16 protein-coding genes and 1 riboswitch are annotated in these 18,454 nt (G+C 69.8%); of the genes, 5 read left to right on the top strand and 11 right to left on the bottom strand.

Translation table 11 applies throughout. The features are described from left to right. Both kdpB and ACWEMY_RS17865 read left to right on the top strand, forming a co-directional pair. A complete protein-coding gene (gene kdpB / locus ACWEMY_RS17870; RefSeq protein ID WP_452390921.1) occupies positions 1–2,148 on the top strand; it encodes a potassium-transporting ATPase subunit KdpB in 2,148 nt (715 codons plus the stop codon). 1 nt (position 2,149) lies between these two features. After that, positions 2,150–3,019 (top strand): potassium-transporting ATPase subunit C, encoded by an 870-nt coding sequence (locus ACWEMY_RS17865; RefSeq protein ID WP_452390920.1) that lies wholly within the window; start codon positions 2,150–2,152, stop codon positions 3,017–3,019. 14 nt (positions 3,020–3,033) lie between these two features. Here ACWEMY_RS17865 and ACWEMY_RS17860 read toward each other — a convergent pair whose 3' ends face one another. The 3 genes from ACWEMY_RS17860 to ACWEMY_RS17850 all read right to left on the bottom strand — a co-directional run bounded on the left by ACWEMY_RS17860 (position 3,034) and on the right by ACWEMY_RS17850 (position 6,667). Next, positions 3,034–3,327 carry a hypothetical protein gene (locus ACWEMY_RS17860; RefSeq protein WP_452390919.1) on the bottom strand — a complete coding sequence of 98 codons (294 nt, stop codon included), beginning with the start codon at positions 3,325–3,327 and terminating at the stop codon, positions 3,034–3,036. Between the two features lie 33 nt (positions 3,328–3,360). After that, positions 3,361–5,196 carry an acyl-CoA dehydrogenase gene (locus ACWEMY_RS17855; protein ID WP_452390918.1) on the bottom strand — a complete coding sequence of 612 codons (1,836 nt, stop codon included), beginning with the start codon at positions 5,194–5,196 and terminating at the stop codon, positions 3,361–3,363. A 121-nt stretch (positions 5,197–5,317) separates the two neighbouring features. Beyond that, on the bottom strand, positions 5,318–6,667 hold the full coding sequence (locus ACWEMY_RS17850) for a TetR/AcrR family transcriptional regulator (RefSeq protein WP_452390917.1): 1,350 nt from the start codon (positions 6,665–6,667) through the stop codon (positions 5,318–5,320). A gap of 147 nt (positions 6,668–6,814) precedes the next feature. Between ACWEMY_RS17850 and ACWEMY_RS17845 the strand changes: the two genes are divergently transcribed. Both ACWEMY_RS17845 and ACWEMY_RS17840 read left to right on the top strand, forming a co-directional pair. Next, positions 6,815–7,843, top strand: coding sequence for an NAD(P)H-quinone oxidoreductase (locus ACWEMY_RS17845; RefSeq protein WP_452390916.1), 1,029 nt, complete (start codon positions 6,815–6,817; stop codon positions 7,841–7,843). Positions 7,844–7,906: 63 nt separating this feature from the next. After that, positions 7,907–8,590 carry a type 1 glutamine amidotransferase domain-containing protein gene (locus tag ACWEMY_RS17840; RefSeq protein ID WP_452390915.1) on the top strand — a complete coding sequence of 228 codons (684 nt, stop codon included), beginning with the start codon at positions 7,907–7,909 and terminating at the stop codon, positions 8,588–8,590. Between the two features lie 50 nt (positions 8,591–8,640). Here ACWEMY_RS17840 and ACWEMY_RS17835 read toward each other — a convergent pair whose 3' ends face one another. Continuing rightward, entirely contained in the window at positions 8,641–9,267 is a 627-nt protein-coding gene (locus ACWEMY_RS17835) for a TetR/AcrR family transcriptional regulator (protein WP_375927859.1), read from the bottom strand. Positions 9,268–9,391: 124 nt separating this feature from the next. Between ACWEMY_RS17835 and ACWEMY_RS17830 the strand changes: the two genes are divergently transcribed. Next, positions 9,392–10,363, top strand: a complete 972-nt coding sequence (locus ACWEMY_RS17830) for an LLM class flavin-dependent oxidoreductase (protein ID WP_452390914.1) — start codon at positions 9,392–9,394, stop codon at positions 10,361–10,363. Here ACWEMY_RS17830 and ACWEMY_RS17825 read toward each other — a convergent pair. The 7 genes from ACWEMY_RS17825 to ACWEMY_RS17795 form a co-directional block, all read right to left on the bottom strand. Then, a complete protein-coding gene (locus ACWEMY_RS17825; RefSeq protein ID WP_452390913.1) occupies positions 10,323–11,708 on the bottom strand; it encodes an ABC transporter ATP-binding protein in 1,386 nt (461 codons plus the stop codon). The genes ACWEMY_RS17830 and ACWEMY_RS17825 overlap by 41 nt on opposite strands. Next, positions 11,705–12,514, bottom strand: a complete 810-nt coding sequence (locus ACWEMY_RS17820; RefSeq protein WP_452390912.1) for an ABC transporter permease — start codon at positions 12,512–12,514, stop codon at positions 11,705–11,707. Before ACWEMY_RS17820 ends, ACWEMY_RS17825 begins: the two co-directional genes overlap by 4 nt. Then, positions 12,511–13,452, bottom strand: coding sequence for an ABC transporter permease (locus ACWEMY_RS17815; protein ID WP_452390911.1), 942 nt, complete (start codon positions 13,450–13,452; stop codon positions 12,511–12,513). The genes ACWEMY_RS17820 and ACWEMY_RS17815 overlap by 4 nt, the downstream gene beginning before the upstream one ends. Positions 13,453–13,461: 9 nt before the next feature. Next, positions 13,462–15,111, bottom strand: coding sequence for an ABC transporter substrate-binding protein (locus ACWEMY_RS17810; protein ID WP_452390910.1), 1,650 nt, complete (start codon positions 15,109–15,111; stop codon positions 13,462–13,464). A gap of 16 nt (positions 15,112–15,127) precedes the next feature. Continuing rightward, positions 15,128–15,321, bottom strand: a riboswitch (cobalamin riboswitch). Continuing rightward, on the bottom strand, positions 15,287–16,075 hold the full coding sequence (locus ACWEMY_RS17805) for a hypothetical protein (RefSeq protein WP_452390909.1): 789 nt from the start codon (positions 16,073–16,075) through the stop codon (positions 15,287–15,289). Its footprint overlaps the riboswitch before it by 35 nt. Continuing rightward, complete coding sequence (locus tag ACWEMY_RS17800) at positions 16,059–17,264, bottom strand: hypothetical protein (RefSeq protein ID WP_452390908.1); 1,206 nt, start codon at positions 17,262–17,264, stop codon at positions 16,059–16,061. The genes ACWEMY_RS17805 and ACWEMY_RS17800 overlap by 17 nt, the downstream gene beginning before the upstream one ends. Before the next feature lie 216 nt (positions 17,265–17,480). Further along, positions 17,481–18,374, bottom strand: a complete 894-nt coding sequence (locus ACWEMY_RS17795) for a bile acid:sodium symporter family protein (RefSeq protein WP_452390907.1) — start codon at positions 18,372–18,374, stop codon at positions 17,481–17,483. Positions 18,375–18,454 lie beyond the last annotated feature (80 nt).

Raw genomic sequence — 18,454 nt, 5'->3', positions numbered from 1 at the left:
ATGACAAGTCCCACCCTCGAAACACCGGCCGCGCCGCGGCCGGAGCACCGCACCCGGGGCGTTCGCCAGGGCGTCCTCGATCCGAAACTGCTGCTCACCTCGCTACCCGGCGCACTGCGCAAACTCGATCCGCGCACGCTGTGGAAGAACCCCGTCATGCTGATCGTCGAGATCGGCGCGGTGTGGTCGACCGTTCTCGCCGTCGCCGATCCCAGCTTCTTCGCCTGGGCGATCGTGATCTGGCTGTGGCTGACCGTGCTGTTCGCCAATCTGGCCGAGGCCGTCGCCGAAGGGCGCGGCAAGGCCCAGGCCGACACCCTGCGAAAAGCCAAGACCGACACCGTCGCTCGGCGCCTGGTGGACTGGACCCCTGGTGGCCGCGTCATCGAGGAAAGGGTCGCCGCGCCCGAACTGCGCCGCGGTGACCACGTCGTCGTCGAGGCAGGCCAGGTCGTTCCCGGTGACGGTGATGTCGTCGAAGGCATCGCCGCGGTGGACGAATCGGCCATCACCGGCGAATCCGCCCCGGTCATCCGGGAATCCGGCGGTGACCGCTCGGCCGTCACCGGCGGCACCACGGTGCTCTCGGACCGGATCGTCGTCGAGATCACCCAGGAGCCCGGCGCCAGCTTCATCGACAAGATGATCGCGCTCGTCGAGGGCGCGAGCCGCCAGAAGACACCCAACGAGATCGCCCTGAACATCCTGCTCGCCGCGCTCACGATCATCTTCGTGTTCGCCGTGGCCACCCTGCAACCGCTGGCGATCTTCGCGAAGGCGAACAACCCGGGGGCGCCGGACGGCCCGGCGCTGGACGCGCACGGCATCACCGGCATCGTGCTGGTCTCGCTGCTGGTGTGCCTCATCCCGACCACCATCGGCGCGCTGCTCTCGGCCATCGGCATCGCGGGCATGGACCGGCTCGTGCAGCGCAATGTGCTGGCCATGTCCGGGCGCGCGGTCGAAGCGGCGGGAGATGTGAACACCCTGCTGCTCGACAAGACCGGCACCATCACCCTCGGCAACCGGCAGGCCGCCGAATTCGTCCCGATGCCGGGGATTCCAGACGACGAACTCGCCGACGCGGCACAGCTGTCCAGCCTGGCCGACGAGACACCCGAGGGCCGCTCGATCGTGGTGTTCGCCAAACAGGTGTTCAACAAGCGTGAACGCACCGCCGGGGAGTTGCCCGGTGCCACCTGGGTGGAGTTTACCGCGCAGACCCGCATGTCGGGTGTCGACCTCGCAGACGGGCACCGGCTGCGCAAGGGGGCGGCCGGTGCGGTGATCGAATGGGTTCGCGGCCAGGGCGGTTCGGTCCCGGAGCAGGCCGCGCGGATCGTCGACGGCATCTCGGCCGCGGGCGGAACGCCGCTCGTGGTGGGCGAGGTCAGGGACGACACTCCGCGACTGCTGGGCGTCATCCATCTCAAGGACGTCGTCAAACAGGGCATGCGGGAACGGTTCGACGAGATGCGCCGCATGGGCATCCGCACCGTCATGATCACCGGCGACAACCCGTTGACCGCCGAGGCGATCGCCGACGAGGCCGGCGTGGACGACTTCCTCGCCGAGGCCACCCCGGAGGACAAACTCGCCCTGATCAAAGCCGAGCAGGACGGCGGTCGCCTGGTCGCGATGACCGGCGACGGCACCAACGACGCCCCCGCGCTGGCCCAGGCCGATGTGGGGGTGGCGATGAACACCGGCACCTCGGCCGCCAAAGAGGCGGGCAACATGGTCGACCTGGACTCCGATCCGACCAAACTGATCGAGATCGTGGAGATCGGCAAACAGCTGCTGATCACCCGTGGGGCGCTCACCACGTTCTCCATCGCCAACGACATCGCCAAGTACTTCGCCATCATCCCGGCGTTGTTCGTGGGGTTGTTCCCCGGCCTGGACGCGCTGAATGTCATGCGCCTGGCCAGCCCGCAGTCGGCGATCCTGTCCGCGGTCGTCTTCAACGCGATCGTCATCGTCGCGCTGATCCCGCTGGCCCTGCGCGGTGTGCGCTACCGGCCCAGCGACGCCTCGGCACTGCTGAGCCGCAATCTCACGATCTACGGCCTGGGCGGCGTCATCGCGCCGTTCCTCGGCATCAAGATCATCGACCTGTTCGTCCAACTCCTCCCCGGGATGTCCTGAAATGCGCATGTCGACCTGGATCCGTCAGCACCTGGCCGCGCTGCGCGCCCTGCTGGTACTGACCGTGATCACCGGAATCGTGTACCCCGTCGCGGTGTTCGCGGTGGCCCAGCTACCCGGCCTCGACGACAAGGCCGACGGCTCGCTGCTCGAACGCGACGGAAAGCTGGTGGGCTCCAGCCTGATCGGGCAGTCGTTCACCGGACCCGACGGCACCGCGCTGGTCCAGTACTTCCAGAGCCGGCCGTCCGCCGCCGGGGACGGCTACGACCCGCTGTCCACCGGCGCGAGCAATCTCGGCCCGGAGGACATCGTCGACACGGCCGAGCGCCCCAGCCTGCTGAGCACCGTGTGCGCGCGGTCGAAGGAGGTCGGCGACCGTGAGGGGGTCGACGGCACCCGGCCGTACTGCACGGAAAGCGGTGTGGGCGCGGTGCTCTCGGTGATCGGCCCGCGCGACGGTGACGGTGACGTGTCGCGGCCGGTGCGGGTGGTCAGCGTCAACGAACAGTGCCCGACGAGTCCGTTCCTGACCACGTACCGCGGGGTCGCGGTGGAGTGCGCGCAGGTGGGGCAGGACTACTCGGTGGGCCGGATCGTCCCGATCGCCGGTGCCGCGCCCGCTGATCCGGCCGTGCCCGCCGACGCGGTGACCGCCAGTGGCAGCGGGCTGGACCCCCACATCTCCCCGGAGTACGCGGCCATCCAGGTCGACCGGGTGGCGCGGGCGCGCGGGATCACCCCCGCGCAGGTCGTCGAGCTGGTCGACGCGCACACCGAGGGCCGCACGCTCGGTTTCCTCGGTGCGCCGCGTGTGAACGTGGTCGAACTGAATCTCGACCTCGACCGGCGCCACCCCGTCGGCGCCTGAGCGCGGTGCCCCGCTCAGGCGGACTGCCCGCTGTACACCGCGAGATTGATCAGCAGCGCCATCAGCAGCGCGAGCGCACCGAGCACACCACCCACGATCGCGTCGGTCCGGTTCGTCGCGAGCCCGCGTTCCACCCGATCGCAGCCGACGTAGCAGGCGATCAGGGCGGCGATGGAACACGGGATCGCGAGGAACTCGCTCAGCAACGGCACGAACGGCAACGCCAGCCCGAGCACGCCGAGCACGAGCGCGGCGAGCCCGACCCCGTTACGCGGAGACGACGGGTGGACTCCGGAATCGGACGGCACCGCCCGAGCATAACGGTGCTGCCGGGTCCGGACTCAGAGCGCGGCTTCGTCCAGACGCATGATGTCGGTGTCGAGGGCACCGAGCACGACCCGGTCGGCGGACAGCCGCGGGAGGACCTGCTGGGCGAAGAACGCGGCCACCGCGATCTTGCCCTCGTAGAAGGCCTGTTCCGCCGGGGGCTGCGCGGTCTCGAGTGCGGCCGTGGCGATGTCGGCGTTGACCAGCAGGCGCCAGCCGATCACCAGGTCACCGACCGCCATCAGGAAGCGGACCGAGCCCAGGCCGACCTTGTACAGCTCGGTCGGCTGCTCCTGGGCGCCCATCAGGTGGCCGGTCAGGATGGCGGCCATGGTCTGGACGTCCTCGAGGGCGGTGGCGAGCAGCTTGCGCTCGCCCTTGATGCGCTCGTTGGCCGAGTCGGCGTCGATGAACTTCTGGATCTGGCCCGCCACGTGGGCCAGGGCCACACCGCGGTCACGCGCGATCTTGCGGAAGAAGAAGTCCTGCGCCTGGATGGCGGTGGTGCCCTCGTAGAGCGAGTCGATCTTGGCGTCGCGGATGTACTGCTCGATCGGGTAGTCCTGCAGGAAGCCGGAGCCACCGAAGGTCTGCAGCGAGTCGGTCAGGTACTGGTAGGCGCGCTCGGAGCCGACACCCTTGACGATGGGCAGCAGCAGATCGTTGACGCGCGCGGCCAGCTCGGCATCGGCACCCGAGACGTGCTGTGCCGCTTCAGGGTCCTGGTGCGCGGCGGTGTAGAGGTACACCGAACGCAGGCCCTCCGCGTACGCTTTCTGCGACAGCAGCGAGCGGCGCACATCGGGGTGGTGGATGATCGTGACGCGCGGGGCGGACTTGTCGGTCGAGCGGGTGAGGTCGGCGCCCTGCACGCGGGTCTTGGCGTACTCGAGCGCGTTGAGGTAGCCGGTCGAGAGGGTGCCGATGGCCTTGGTGCCCACCATCATCCGCGCGTTCTCGATGACCTGGAACATCTGGGCGATGCCGTTGTGGACGTCGCCGACGAGCCAGCCCTTGGCGGGCACGCCGTGACCGCCGAAGGTGAGCTCGCACGTCGCGGAGGCCTTGAGCCCCATCTTGTGCTCGACATTGGTGACGAATACGCCGTTGCGGTCACCGAGTTCGCCGGTGGCGGAGTCGAAGTGGAACTTCGGCACGAAGAACAACGACAGCCCCTTGGTGCCGGGCGCCGCGCCGTCGGGCCGGGCCAGCACGAGGTGGGCGATGTTCTCGAACAGGTCATCGGAATCGGCCGAGGTGATGAACCGTTTGACGCCCTCGATATGCCAGGAGCCGTCCTCCTGCTGCACCGCCTTGGTGCGGCCCGCGCCGACATCGGAACCCGCGTCGGGCTCGGTCAGCACCATCGTGGCACCCCAGCCGCGCTCCACGATGAGCGTCGCCCAGTGGCGCTGCTCGTCGTTGCCGATGCCGTCGAGGACATCGGCCATCACCGGCCCCATGCTGTACATGTGCGCGGCGGGCTGAGCGCCGAGCACGAACTCGGTGACCGCCCACTCCAGCATGGCGGGCGCCGCGACGCCGCCGATCGCCTCGCTCTTGCCCAGCCGCCACCACTCGGCGTCGTACCAGGCGCGGACCGCGCGCTTGAACGGCTCGGGCAACGTCACGGTGTGGGTGGCCGGGTCGAAGGTGGGCGGGTTCCGGTCGGTGTCGGCGTAGGGCGCGGCCACCGGGCCCGCGGCCAGCTTGGCGGCCTCTGCCAGCACCGAGCGCACGGTGTCGGCATCGAGATCGCCGAAAGCGCCTGTGGCGAGAATGGTTTCGATGCCGTAGACCTCGAAGAGGTTGAACTCGAGATCGCGCACATTGCTCTTGTAATGACTCACAGATGGTGCCTTCTGGGTTGACGGACATGCGAGATGCCCGCGAGGTGACCGGGCGGATCGACGCGCCCGGGGACACTGTGCGCGATGCCCGACAGTCCGGGCAACGAAAAGTCAACGGCGGTTAAGTGACCGGTGCCGTCACGCGGTGGCGCGTCGCGGGCGTCCGCTGGATGCTCAGCCCCACCGCGACGAGGAACTCCACGAGATCGCCGCGACGGGTGAGGCGGGGGTTGCGCACGGCTTCGATGACCACCGTGGTGAGCGCGCGGACCAGCATCCGGGCGACCGGCGGCGCGAGCTCGGGCCGTGCCGCGATGAGTGTGCGGGCCCAGCGGGCGATGGCGTGCTGGCGGATGGTGCGGTAGCGGCGTTCGGCGGCGCCGGGCAGGTGCCGAGATTCGCTCACGGTGATGGCCAGCAGGTCGGGGTCCTCGGCGCCGAAGCGGACGAACTCGCGGGTGAGCGCGTCCAACGCGACCTCGGGTGGCAGGCCGCTGCCGGTCGATCCGTCGACGAGCCGCACGATCGACTCGTCGTGGCTGCGCACGATGATGTCGAGGAGTTCGGCTTTGCTGTCGAAGTAGTGGTAGACGGCGGGTCCGGTCACGCCCGCGGCGGCCCCGATGTCGTGGATGCTGACCTCGGGGAATCCGCGCCGGGTGAACAGCCGTGTCGCTTCGTCGAGAATGCGTTCGCGCCGTGGTCCGGTCTGCTCCGCGCCGCCGGGGTGGGGCATCCGGGCGGCGTCGCCGGTCGGTTCCGGCAGGTCGGTGGCGACGACCGCCCACAGCGCCGCCCGCAGGACCCGGGCCGCCACGGGGGACGGCAATTCGACGCGGTGGTAGGCGGGGCTGACAGCCACCGAGAGCGCACACCAGCTCAGGCACTCCACCTGCGCCCTGGACAGCCCGGGCCGTCGCGTCCGGATCGCCCGGCGCAGATGCCCGGTGATCCGGGTCGCGCGCAGCAGGACCGCGACCCGGTCCCGCTCACCCAGATGCCGGGACTCGAGCTGCCACAAGCGCGGCAGGCCCCGCCGGGTGAGGGCGATCTCGACGAGCGCGGTGATGACGGCGTCGTCGGCGTGCGGGGAGCGGGCCGCGGCGTCCAGGCGGATCAGTGCCTCGTCGAGCCCGGCGAGAACACATTGGCCCAGCAGATGCTGCTTGTTGCGGAAGTGCCGGTAGAGGGCGGCGGGGGTGATGTGCACGGCGCGGGCGATATCGGCCATCGAGGTGTCGTGGTAGCCGTGATGGGCGAAGGCGTCGAAGGCCGCGGCCAGGACCGCCGCCCGGCGATTGCGCGGGCGGCGGCGGTGGTCCGGATGGTCGGTCCGCACGGGGTCAGCCGGTCGGGGCCTCGGTGCGAGAGCTACGGTCAGGCCCTTCTTGTCGTGGTGCCAGGTGGATCGCGGTGTCGCGTCGACCGGGATCGTGCCGCCCGCCGAGGGCGCGCCCAGGATGGCGAACAAGATCAGATTAACAAGGATGCCGATCGCACGGCCGTGACGATGATGCGCGGGTGGACTGGTGTGATCATCGGCGCGGAATATTGACGCGATGGGCTACGAGAGTAATGTTAGCGCTGTGTACATAACTCTCGTTCGGAAGGAGAAGGCATGTTCGCGGTGACGCTCGACGGCTACGGGGGACCGGAGGTCATGCGGTGGGCGGAGGTCGACGACCTGCCCGCGCCCGGTCCCGGTGAGGTGACCGTGGAAGTGGTCGCGGCGGGGGTCAACCGGGCCGACATCATGCAGCGGCAGGGGTTCTACCCGCCGCCGCCCGGTGCGAGCGACATCCTCGGCCTCGAGGTGTCCGGGGTGATCGCCGCCGTCGGCGCCGAGGTCGACGGGTGGCGGGTCGGCGACGCGGTCTGCGCGCTGCTGGCAGGTGGGGGATACGCCGAACGGGTCAATGTCGCGGCGACGCAAGTACTTCCCGTGCCCGAAGGGGTGAGCCTCACCGCCGCCGCGGCACTGCCCGAGGCCGCCGCCACGGTCTGGTCCAATATCGTCATGGCCGGTGGCCTCGGTGAAGGGCAGACGCTGCTCGTGCACGGCGGCGGCAGCGGTATCGGCACCCACGCCATCCAGGTCGGCCGCGCCCTCGGCGCCCGGGTGGCGGTGACGGCGGGTTCGGCGTTCAAGCTCGACCGCTGCCGCGAACTGGGCGCGAACACACTGATCAACTACCGTGACGAGGACTTCGTGAAGGTGGTCACCGCCGAATACGGCGGCGCCGACGTCATTCTCGACATCATGGGCGCGGGCTATCTGCGGCGCAATGTCGAGGCCCTGGCCGAGGACGGCGACCTGACGATCATCGGCTTGCAGGACGGCTCCACCGCCGAGCTGGACCTGGGCCTGATGCTGTTCAAGCGAGCCTCGGTGCACGTGACGAATCTGCGCCGCCGGGCCGAAACGGGTCCGGGGTCCAAGGCCGAGATCATCGGCCAGTTGCGCGAGAAGCTGTGGCCGCGGGTGGCCGACGGTTCGGTCGTGCCCGTCGTCTCGGCCGAGATCCCGATCGCCGAGGTGGCCACGGCGCATCCGCTGCTGGACTCCGCGGAATCCGTCGGCAAGGTCCTCCTGACCGTTCGCGAACCTCGAGACCCGGTCATCGGCGACTCCTGCGGTGTCGCCTGAGGCGGGTCCGCAAGAGCAGACTGATATGACGCCCGGCACCGACTACGCAGGAGAAGAGCACGCATGAGCAAGCGCATCTTGAACGTCGTCACCAATGTCGGCGACTTCGGCGACCCGTCGCATCCGACCGGCCTGTGGTTGTCCGAACTCACCCACGCCTGGCACGTCTTCGAGCAGAACGGATTCGAGCAGACGCTGGTCAGCCCAACGGGTGGGCCGGTGCCGCTCGAGCCCCGGTCGCTGAAATTCCCCAACTACGACAAGACCGCCAAGGCCTGGCGCGCCGATCCCGCCCGGATGGCCCTGCTCGAGAACACCGCCGCCCCCGACGAGATCGACTCCGCCGACTACGACGCCATCTACTTCACCGGCGGGCACGCGGTCATGTACGACTTCCCCGACAGCGCGGGCCTGCAGCGCATCACCCGCGAGATCTACGAACGCGGCGACATCGTCTCCTCGGTGTGCCACGGCTACTGCGGCCTGCTCAACACCGAACTCTCCGACGGCACCCATCTCGTCACCGGACGCAAACTCACCGGCTTCACCTGGCAGGAAGAGGTGCTGGCCCGGGTGGACAAGCTGGTCCCGTACAACGCGGAGGAGGAGATGAAAAAGCGCGGCGCCCGCTACGAGAAGGGGAAACTGCCGTTCCTGTCCTACGCCGTGGTCGACGGCAATCTCGTCACCGGCCAGAATCCCGGATCGGCGAAGGAGACGGCCCAGAAGGTCTCCGCGCTCTTGTGATCGGGGTCCGCGGGGTGATGTCACACCACGCGCTCCGGGGGAGTGGAGGATCAGTGATCGGCGCGTAGATAGCGGTGGGCGAGGGCGATGATCTCGGTGATGAGGTCGTCGGCGAGTGCTGTGATGTTCTCGGCGTCGTGGTGCAGCAGCGCGTGGGTGGCGCCGTACCAGGCGCCGTAGATCAGGTTGGCGGCCATGGCCGGGTCCGGGGCATCGGCCGGCGGATCGGGGCGCTCGGCGATGAGCCGGCGGAACGCCTCGGTGTGGGCGTTCTCGGGGGAGACCTGCACCGTCGTCTTGGCATTGACCGGGGTGTGGTCGTAGAGCACGTCGTGCAGTTCGGCGTGTTCGACGTACGCGCGGACCGCGTCGGTGAGCCAGGCGTCCACGCGCCCGATCCAGTCGTCGGCGGGCAGCTTCTGTGCCGCCGCCTGCTGACGCGCGACCAGCCGGTCGATGAACCGCGCGCGCAGCGCCACCATGAGGTCGTTCTTGGAATTGAAGTGCACGTACAGGGTGCCGATGGCGACATCGGCCCGCTCGGTGATCTCGTCGAGGCGCGCGGCGGCGATGCCGCGTTCGATGAAGACCTGCTCGGCGGCGTCCAGCAGGTCCGCGCGGCGCTCCTCGGCGGGTTTGGTTCGCGGCCTGCCCGGTGTGGAACGGCGCTGGCTCATTGCGGGGACTCTACACGGGCCCTGCGGCGTGGACCGAGGTGAGTGAGGCTCCTTCGGCGTCTTCGCGGAGCGGGTGCCGGGGCGCTACGGTGAGGTCTTCGGTGGCAGCGAGAGGGGTCGAGTGATGCGGTTCGGGTTCATCTCGCATGTCGTGGGCGAGGGTGATTCGGCGTCGATCCTGAACGAGGCCGTCGCGGCCGCGGTGTATGCCGAGGAGTGCGGGTTCGATTCGTTCTGGGTGGCGCAGCACCATTTCGGGGCGCAGCGGGCGCACTGCCCGTCGCCGCTGGTGTTGCTGGCGGCGGTGGCCGGGCGGACGAGCCGGATCAGGTTGGGCACGGCGGTGATGATCGGGTCGCTCGCGGATCCGATCCGGCTGGCCGAGGACGCGGCGATGGTGGACGCGCTCAGTGGCGGCCGGCTCGAGCTGGGGCTCGGCGCCGGGGCCGACGCGGCGACCGCGCAGCGCTTCGGCCGCAGTCACGACGACCGGCACGAGCGTTTCCGAGAGACGCTGCACGCGCTCATCGAATTGTTCGGTCCGGCAAGCGATCTGGTGCCCGTCGCGCCGGGCCTGCGGGATCGGCTGTGGCTCGGGACCGCCTCGGACGGCGGGTTCGATCTCGCCGCCGAACTGGACCTCGGCGTGCTCACCGGCCGCAGTTCGTCGCCGCAGGGTCCCCGTGACGAGATCGCCGCCGAGCGGGTGGCGAAATACCGTGCCGCGCAACAGATGGTGGGACGGGCGGCGCGGGTCGGGGTCTCCCGGTCGGTACTGTGCGCCGAGTCCGCGGCTGCCGCGTTCGAGCACATGCGGCCCGGCATCGAGCGATGGGTGACGACCTCGATCGCGGCGGGCCGGTTCCCGCCGGGATTCTCCGCCCGCGACTACATCGACACCGGGCACGGCTATCTCGGTACCGCCGCCGAAGTGGCCGCCGCGATCCGGCGCGACGCGGTGGTCCCGGACGCGACCGAGTTCCTGTGCAATGTGCAGCCCGCCGCCCCCTCGCCGGAGGCGGTGCGCGTCAGCATGCGGCTGTTCGCCGACACCGTCATCGCGCGGTGGACAGATCCGGTAGCGCCTCGATCCTGACGACCGTGTCGGCGAGCTCGTCCAGGACGCGCTCGGAGTGCGAGACCAGCACGACGGCCATGCCGTCGTCGGCGATGTCACGCAGGATCGTCATGATCCTGGCCGCCGAGTCGTCGTCGAGGGCCGCGGTGGGTTCGTCGGCCAGCAGCAGCCGGATGTCGCCGACGAGTGCCCGGGCGATGGCCACGCGCTGGGCCTGCCCGCCGGACAGTTCCCCGGGCAGGCGCCGCGGATCGATGTCGGCCAGGCCGACGCGCGCGAGCGCGGCGCGGGTGATCGCCAGTGACTCGGCGGTGGCGATCCGGGTGCGCAGGCGCGGGCGCAGTGGTTCGGTGACTCCGCGATGGATCGGCCTGCGCGGATCGAGACTGGCCACGGCGTTCTGGAACACCATCCCGACCTGCCCCGCCGGTGGCGGCCCGTCCTCGCCGTCCCAGACGAGCCGGCCAGAACCGGGTGCCTCGATCCCGGCGAGCAGTCGCAGCAGGGTGCTCTTGCCCGCGCCCGACGGCCCGGCCAGGCCGACGATCTCGCCGGGGCGCACCGTGAGATCGACCGGAGCCACCCCGCCACCGCCCGGATAGCGTGTGGTCAGCGCGCTCGCCCGGAGGACAGGGGCCTTGTCCGGCACCGGTTTTCGGGACGGAACACGCGGGGTCTCGACGGGTAGCTCGACCGTCGTCTCGGTGACGGTGCCGTTGTCGACCAGGTACACCCGGTCGGCGTATCTGCGCACCAGGCGCAGGTCGTGGCTGACGATCAGCAGCGCGGCGTCCCCGGCGGTCAGTGCCGTCATGACCCGGTCGGCGTTGGTGTCGTCCAGCGCCGAGGTGGGTTCATCGGCCAGGACCAGGGCGGGGTCGAGGGCGCGCGCGGTCGTCACCGAGCCGCGTTGCAGCATCCCACCCGACCAGGTGAACGGACGCCGGCGGACCCGCTGTGCCGGCTCGGGGATGTCGACGGCCGCGAGATCGTCGACGATCCTGCCCTCGGGCACGCGGCGGCGGGCGATGCGCCAGGGCTGGGCGATATTGGTGCCCACCGACATGATCGGATCCATCGCACCGAAGGGGTCCTGGCCGACGAATCCCAGGACCGTCCCGCGCAGGCGCTGGAAATCGTTGCCCGACACCGGGGCACCGTCGATGAGCACGGTGCCCTCGACGCGCGCACTGCCTGCGAGGGTGCCGAGCAGGGCGCGCAGGATGGTGGTCTTACCGCAGCCGCTCGGCCCCACCACCGCCACGGTCTCGCCGCGTCGCACCGTGAGCGAGACATCGCGCAGCACCGGTTCGGCCGTGCCGTAGGCGACGGTCAGCCCGCGCAGTTCGGCGATCACACTCATCGAGTTCCCCTGTCGTCGCGCAGGCCCTCGGCGATCAGGTTCGCCGCGGCGGCCATGGCCAGAATGGCCACCGCGGGCGCGATGAGCAGCCACGGTGCCGCACCGAGGAATCGGCGCGCGTCGCCGAGCATCGCGCCCAGTTCGGCCTCGGGCATCTGCACCCCGAGACCCAGAAACGACAAACCGGCCAGCGCGACCACTATGCCGCCGAGCCGCAGGGTCGCCACGATCAGGAACGGGCCGAGGACGGCGGGCAGCAGATGCCGGACCCCGATCGCGGGCCTGCTCACCCCGGCCACGCGCGCCGCGACCACATACGGCCGGGCGCGTGCTTCCAGGGTGAGTGCCCGCGCGACGCGGGCGTCGGCGGCCCAGCTCGCGATCACCAGCGCGAGCAGCAGTTCGAGATAGCCGGGACCGAGCAGGCCGACCACGGCCAGGGCGAGCACCAGACTCGGGATCGCCAGCACGACATCGACCACCCGCGACACCGCCCGGTCGATCCGTCCGCCGTAGAGCCCGGCGCCGAGCCCGACCAGCAGACTGATCGTCGCCGACCCGGCCAGCACGACGAACGCCGACAGCAGCGACAACCGCAGCCCGTGCATCACGCGAGCGAACTGATCCCGCCCGTAATGGTCGGTGCCCAGCCAGAATTCGGCGTTCGGCGCGACCAGCTTCGCCCCGTAGTGCGGTTCGTTCGGCGGGTACTTCGCCAGCAGCGGGCCCACGGCCGCCAGCAGCAGCAACAGTCCCAGCAGCACGGTGCCCGCGAGCACCGACGGCGGCAGACGACGACGGGTCACGCGGCGACCTCGATCCGGCGATCGATCACCGCGGACAGCAGGTCGGCGACCAGACTGCTCACCACATAGCTCGCGGTGGCGAACACGGTGAACGCCTGGATGACCGGCAGATCGCGGGTCTTCACCGACTCCACCACATACGCGCCGAGCCCCGGCCAGGTGAACACCGTCTCCACCACGGTCGCGCCGCCCAGCAGCACGGCGGTGCCGACCGCCAGCGCGTGCAGCGACGGCACGGCACTGTTGGGCAGTCCGTGCCGCCACAGCAGCCGCCACCGCGACGCGCCCCTGGCGCGCAACACGTCCGCGGTCGGTGACTCGAGGAAGGCCAGCAGATTCGCCCGCAGCAACCGCGACCAGGAATCCGACAGGCCCACCGCCAGGCAGACCGCGGGCAGCCACACCTGTGCCCAGGTGCCGTCGAGCGCGGCCTTGCCGAAGCCCAGCCCGACGACGAACACCTGGATCAGCAGCAGCGCCACCACGAAACTCGGCACCGAGGTGAACACCAGTGCCAGCCAGCGGGTGCCGTGATCGGGCCACCGCCGTGGCGACCGGGCCGCGATCACGCCCAGCGCCACCGACAGCATCACGGCCACGGCCAGCGCCGACGACGCCAGGATCAGGGTGGCGGGCAGCCGTTCGGCGAACTCACCGGCCACCGGCCGTCCCGAGACGAACGACAACCCGAGATCGCCGCGCAGCACACCCCACAGCCAGTGCGCGTACTGCTCCGGCGCGGAACGGTCCAGGTGCAGGGTCTGCTCGAGGTCACCGATCTGCTCCGGTGTGGGTTCGGGAACACCCTGCGCGACCAGGATCATCCGGGCCGGGTCGCCCGGCGCCAGCGGTAACAGTGCCCAGATGAGCACGCTGGCGCCGAGCAGGGTCAGCACGGCCTCGACGACCCGGCGGCGGGCCAGGGCGAGTGGACGCACCCTCGCCCGTTATTCGCCGGTCCGGCTGGTGAGGTGCCTGCGGACGTTCGACACCCGGTAGTCGGCCCATTCGGGGCCGGTGACCACGGTGAAGTACTTGAACGTCCCGGCCACCACGTAAGCCTGCTCGCGCACCAGGATCTCCTGGGCGCGCGCCAGCAGCGCGTCACGTCGCGCGGTGTCGAACTCGCCGCGCAGTTGCGCGCCGATCGCGTCGATCTCCGGGTTGCTCACGCCCTGGGCGTTCGACGATCCACCGGTGGTCCAGCGCACCAGGTAGGGCTGGATCGGGTCGGCGGTGCCGGAGAGCGAACCGCTCAGCGCCACCGACGATTCCCACGCGCCGGGGTCCTTCTTGACGGCGGCGGAGTCCTCGGCATTGTTGATCTGCAGGTCGAAACCGGCCCGCGCGACCTGGTCCTTCATCGCGATCGCGACATCGTTGGTCTCCGGGCCCTGGGCCTGGGTCACGAACCGCACCACCAGCTTGCGGCCGTCCTTGGCCCGGATGCCGTCGGCGCCGGGCGCCCAGCCCGCCGCGTCCAGCAGGCGCTTCGCCTCGTCCAGATCGTGGACCTGGTTGTCCTGGGCGAACGACATCGACGGCGGGTACAGGCCGGTGGCGGCCGCGAACTGGCCGTTGCCGACGTCTTCGGCGATCCCCGCGTAGTCGATCGACGCGGTGAACGCCTTGCGGACGGCGGTGTCGGTGAAGATGCCCGCCTTCAGGTTCATCTCCACCAGCAGCGACTGCAGCGCCTGCTCGGAGGACAGCACGTGCATGTCGCTGTCGCCGCGCAGTTCCAGCTTCGCCGAGGTGGACGGGTAGAACGCCATATCGGCCTCACCGCTGCGCACCCCGGCCAGCCGGGCCTGCTCGTCGGGCACGACGCGGACCGTGACGCCCTTCAGCGGCGGCGTTCCCTCCCAATGCTTCTGGTAGGGGGCGAGCACGAGATTGTCCGGGCTCCACGCGGTGATCGCGTAGGGCCCCGAGTACGCGCCCGCGCCGACGATCTTCGCCGAGTCACCGCCCGCGGCCTGCACGGCGGCGACGTCGTAGATCTGCAGCGAGTTGTCGCGCGCCGCGAGGGCGGCGGGCACCATGGCGTTCGGCGCGGGGGTGGTAATGACCACCTTGGCGCCGTCCACGGTCACCGTCGTCGCCTTGTCCAGGTACACCCTGGCCGCCGACGATTCGGCGATCTGCCGGGTCAGAGCCGCGGCCACGGCGGCGGCGTCGACCGGCTTGCCGTTCTGGAAGGTGACACCGTCGCGCAGCGTCACGATCCAGCGGGTGTCGCCGTCGCGCACCACCGATTCGGCCAGCCAGGGCGCGATCTCGCCGGACTCGGTGACCTGCAGCAGGTTCTCCGCGACACCCCAGTCGAACAGCCAGTTCGTGCCGGTACCCGCCGGGTCGAGACCGGCGATCTTGTAGGAGTTGTAGATCGTCAGGGTGCCGTCACCGGCTTCGCGCAGCGCCCGTGCCGCGGCGGCACCACCGTCGGTGGCCTCGCCCGCGCATCCGGTGACCATCAGGGTGGCCGCGAGCAGCGCGGCCAGCACGCCTGCGGCGCGGGAACGGCGCCGCCGCCCGGTCCGGGCATGGTCGGACAGCCGCAGGGCATCGTGCCTGCGGCGAGTGAGCACTCGCATTTCTCATCCTCGTGAAGCTAGATCCTGAAGCGGTGCAGGTATCCTGGCTCCCGGATCAACGCTCGCCTTCGGCCTTCCAACCCAGGAAGGTCGTGGCCATGGATGAAGGTCTGCTCCTCGGTCACAGTTGCGGGACAGCCCCGGATTCGCACCGGTGTTCCCTGCGGAAGTGAACCTAGCGGACGGGGCACGCCGGTGGGGGAACGGGCGGGGTCAGGTCGCTGTCGCTGACGGTGTATGTCAGCGGGGGATAGGTGAAATCCGTCTCGGTGTTCTCGCGTCGTCGCAGGGCGTGGAACTCGCGTCGCTGTTCGTCGTCGGCCGTGGTGAGGCGCGCACCCCGGTGCAGGTAGGGGTGTCCGTCGCGGAAGTGGAGAACAGTCTTCGATGTCCGGAAGGTGACGCCCAGCCACTCGTTCTCCGTGGTCCGGGCGGCCGTGTCCAGCACGATCTTGTGCCGGAGGAGCCGATTCGTGGCGACCGAGAACACCACGACGCCGTGGTGGGTCAGGGGGATGTCGAATCTCTTGCCGGAGTTCTTCGGTTCGACGATCAGCGTGCGCGGCGGGAGCTCGGGATACCGGTAGCAGGAGAAGACGGCGATGAACGACTCGTCGGCCAGATCGAGGGCCTGATCGGAATGGCTGCCCATGGTCGCGTAGGCATTGGTGTAGCGCTCGGCGAGCGCGTTGTCGAAGGCCGCCGGGAGTTCGGCGCGGGCCTGGATCCGCCGGGCCAGACGCTCGTGCACGGTCGCGAAGTGCTGGGCGGGACGGCCGTAGCGCGCGGTGGTGCGGACGAGCGGGATGCCGCCGGTGGCATCGATTCTGGTCAGCACGGCGCCGCGGCGGCCCTTGCCGAGGTCTTCCCAGTCGACGGAGGCGGCGAGTGCGGTGAACAGGTCGTCCTCGACCGGCAGCGGGTAGGTGACGATCCCGTCCGGGAGGCTAGATCCGGGGAGCAAGGTAGTCCCCGGTGTTCATGCTGAAGCGGAACCGGTCGCCGTAATCGATGAAGGACACGGACCGGTTCTCCTCGGCGTAGAGCTCGCGCAGCGCGTCCATGCCCTCCTCGGTGGGCGGCTCCAGCGGGATCAGGCCGGTACCCGGGTCGAGGAAGGTGCGGCCGTCGCGGTGCACGGCCTCGGTGGTCGAACAGCGCACCACATAGCCCAGGCGGGTCGGCAGCAGCGCGGCGTCCAGCGTCGACGGCCGGATCTCGTGGGTGTAGAGGCGATTGGTGGACAGCGGCATGAACAAGACCGAGCCGGGGTAGAGGGTGACGCTGAATCGTGCCGGGAGGCCGGTCTTCTCGGCCGGATTCTTGAGGCGGAAACGCAGGCTGGTGAGCCCGCTGACACCTCGCACGCCGTAGTCGAACGGGTTCTCGGGCAGGGGCTCGAGCTCGTCGAGGCCGTCGTAGAAGGTGCAGAAGGCCATGATCCCGTCGACGGGCATGTCCTTGGTCTTGTCGGCGTGGGCCGAGATCTTGGCCTTGGACTGTTTGCGCTCGGCCGTGGCGTGCGTGTTGTGATAGATCTGCGCCAGCACGTGATTGAGCGGGGCATGACCACGGAAGAGGGTGGCGGCCTCCCGGTTCAGGGCCTCGACGATGCTGGTATCGGTCGCGCGGAAGGTCTCGGTCGGTCCCGAGAGATTCGTGGAGCAGCGCAGCAGGCGGAAACGCAGATCGTCACCGTCCCGCGTGACGGGCGTCAGATAGATCCCGGTGCGATGTGCTGTGCCCGTCTTGGTGGATTCGGTCAGCGACTGGAACGTGTGCTCCGCGCTGATCCGTCCGAAATGGTCGTCGTCGAGGTCGAAGAACCGGCGATAGTGCACGCCCACACCGTGCACCCGAACCGGCACCCGGCCCGCGTCGACGCGCACCCACGAATCCTCCGCGGCGACACCGTGCGACAGCTCGCGGATCACCGACACTCGTGCGGCGGCCCGCAGTGAACGGCCGCCGATCGCCGACAGGTCACCACAGAGGTACACGGCCTTTCCCGCGAGATCGACGGAACCGGTGGCGAGATCCTCCGGCCCAATCACCACTCCGGGGAAATCCCGGACCACCGCACTGTCGCGCATCTGCGCGGGCGCCACCAGCACACTGCCCGCCGCATCCATCCGAGCCTCTGCCATGGACATCGAGCAGTCCCCCCGTCGTTCCCCGACCTCACCGTGCGCCGACAGCCCGCCCCTGCACTGTGTTTCGACACGCGAGAACCAGTCTGCCGTTCGCAGATTAGCGGATCTACTCGTCGCGGTGTCCGGCTGCGCCGACGGCACCCTGCGGGTCTCCCTCGGCATGGACTGTGGGAACTGGACTGGGAGCACACCTTCGGGTGAACCGGCCTGACGGTATCAGTGCACGGCGGGCACCCGGTCCACGGAAACGTCTGCCGCCCGGTCGGTTCGGGTGATCAGGAAACCGAAGGCGGCCGCGAGGACGTACATCAGCACCGAATAGACGGCGGCGGGGATCGCGGCCTCGGAGCTTTCCAGGACACTGAGCGCGATGGTCATGGCCACGGCCGTGTTGTGGATGCCGACCTCCATCGACGTCGCGATCGCCTGGGGGCGGGCCAGCCGGAGCAGGCGGGCGCCCGTGTAGCCCAGGGCGAGGCTCGACAGGCAGAACAGGGCGGTGACCAGGCCGACCTGACGCGCGTAGTCGGCGACATTGTCGCGTTCGGCCACCAGCGCACCGACCGAGACCAGGGCGAGCACCCCGACGGAGAAGATGCGGACCGGCCGATCCGCGGCGGTCGCGAAGGCGGGGGAGAGACGGCGCACGATCATGCCGATCGCCACCGGCGCCAGCACGATCGCGATCACCTGCACCACCTTGCCGAACTGCAGGCCGACTTCACCGTCGGCACCGAAATAGCCGATGGCGAAATTGGTGATGATCGGGACGGTGATGGCGGCCAGCACGGCGTTGATCGCGGTGAGCGTGATGTTCAGGGCCACGTCACCGCGGAAGAGGTGGCTGTAGAGATTGGCGGTGGTGCCACCGGGCGAGGCGGCCAGCAGCATCATGCCGATGGCCAGCAACGGCGCCAGGTCGAACAGTTCGATCAGACCGAACGCGAGTGCGGGCAGGGCGAACAGTTGCAGGGCCAGCGCGACCAGCACGGCCCTCGGTGAGCGCCCGATCCGGCGGAAGTCGCCGACGGTGAGGGTGAGGCCCAGCCCGAACATGATGATGGCGAGCGCGCTCGGCAACCCGATAGTGATCAGGGCGGAGGATTCCATTGGCCAACTCTCGATTCTGGGAGGAGAGCGCAGACGCGCGGCGGTGAGGAGGTCACCCACGCCGCAATGTAATCGCCGCT

The sequence above is a fragment of the Nocardia sp. NPDC004415 genome, from assembly GCF_053602435.1.
Note: the sequence above shows the minus strand (reverse complement) of the source record. Positions and strands in the feature narration are given on the sequence as shown.

Bases quoted from the DNA above. Each gene is read 5' to 3' on its own strand.
- ACWEMY_RS17810 (WP_452390910.1), bottom strand. From the start codon at position 15,111: ATGCGAGTGCTCACTCGCCGCAGGCACGATGCCCTGCGGCTGTCCGAC.
- ACWEMY_RS17835 (WP_375927859.1), bottom strand. From the start codon at position 9,267: ATGAGCCAGCGCCGTTCCACACCGGGCAGGCCGCGAACCAAACCCGCC.
- ACWEMY_RS17825 (WP_452390913.1), bottom strand. From the start codon at position 11,708: ATGAGTGTGATCGCCGAACTGCGCGGGCTGACCGTCGCCTACGGCACG.
- ACWEMY_RS17840 (WP_452390915.1), top strand. From the start codon at position 7,907: ATGAGCAAGCGCATCTTGAACGTCGTCACCAATGTCGGCGACTTCGGC.
- ACWEMY_RS17845 (WP_452390916.1), top strand. From the start codon at position 6,815: ATGTTCGCGGTGACGCTCGACGGCTACGGGGGACCGGAGGTCATGCGG.
- kdpB (WP_452390921.1), top strand. From the start codon at position 1: ATGACAAGTCCCACCCTCGAAACACCGGCCGCGCCGCGGCCGGAGCAC.
- ACWEMY_RS17865 (WP_452390920.1), top strand. From the start codon at position 2,150: ATGCGCATGTCGACCTGGATCCGTCAGCACCTGGCCGCGCTGCGCGCC.
- ACWEMY_RS17795 (WP_452390907.1), bottom strand. From the start codon at position 18,374: ATGGAATCCTCCGCCCTGATCACTATCGGGTTGCCGAGCGCGCTCGCC.
- ACWEMY_RS17830 (WP_452390914.1), top strand. From the start codon at position 9,392: ATGCGGTTCGGGTTCATCTCGCATGTCGTGGGCGAGGGTGATTCGGCG.
- ACWEMY_RS17800 (WP_452390908.1), bottom strand. From the start codon at position 17,264: ATGTCCATGGCAGAGGCTCGGATGGATGCGGCGGGCAGTGTGCTGGTG.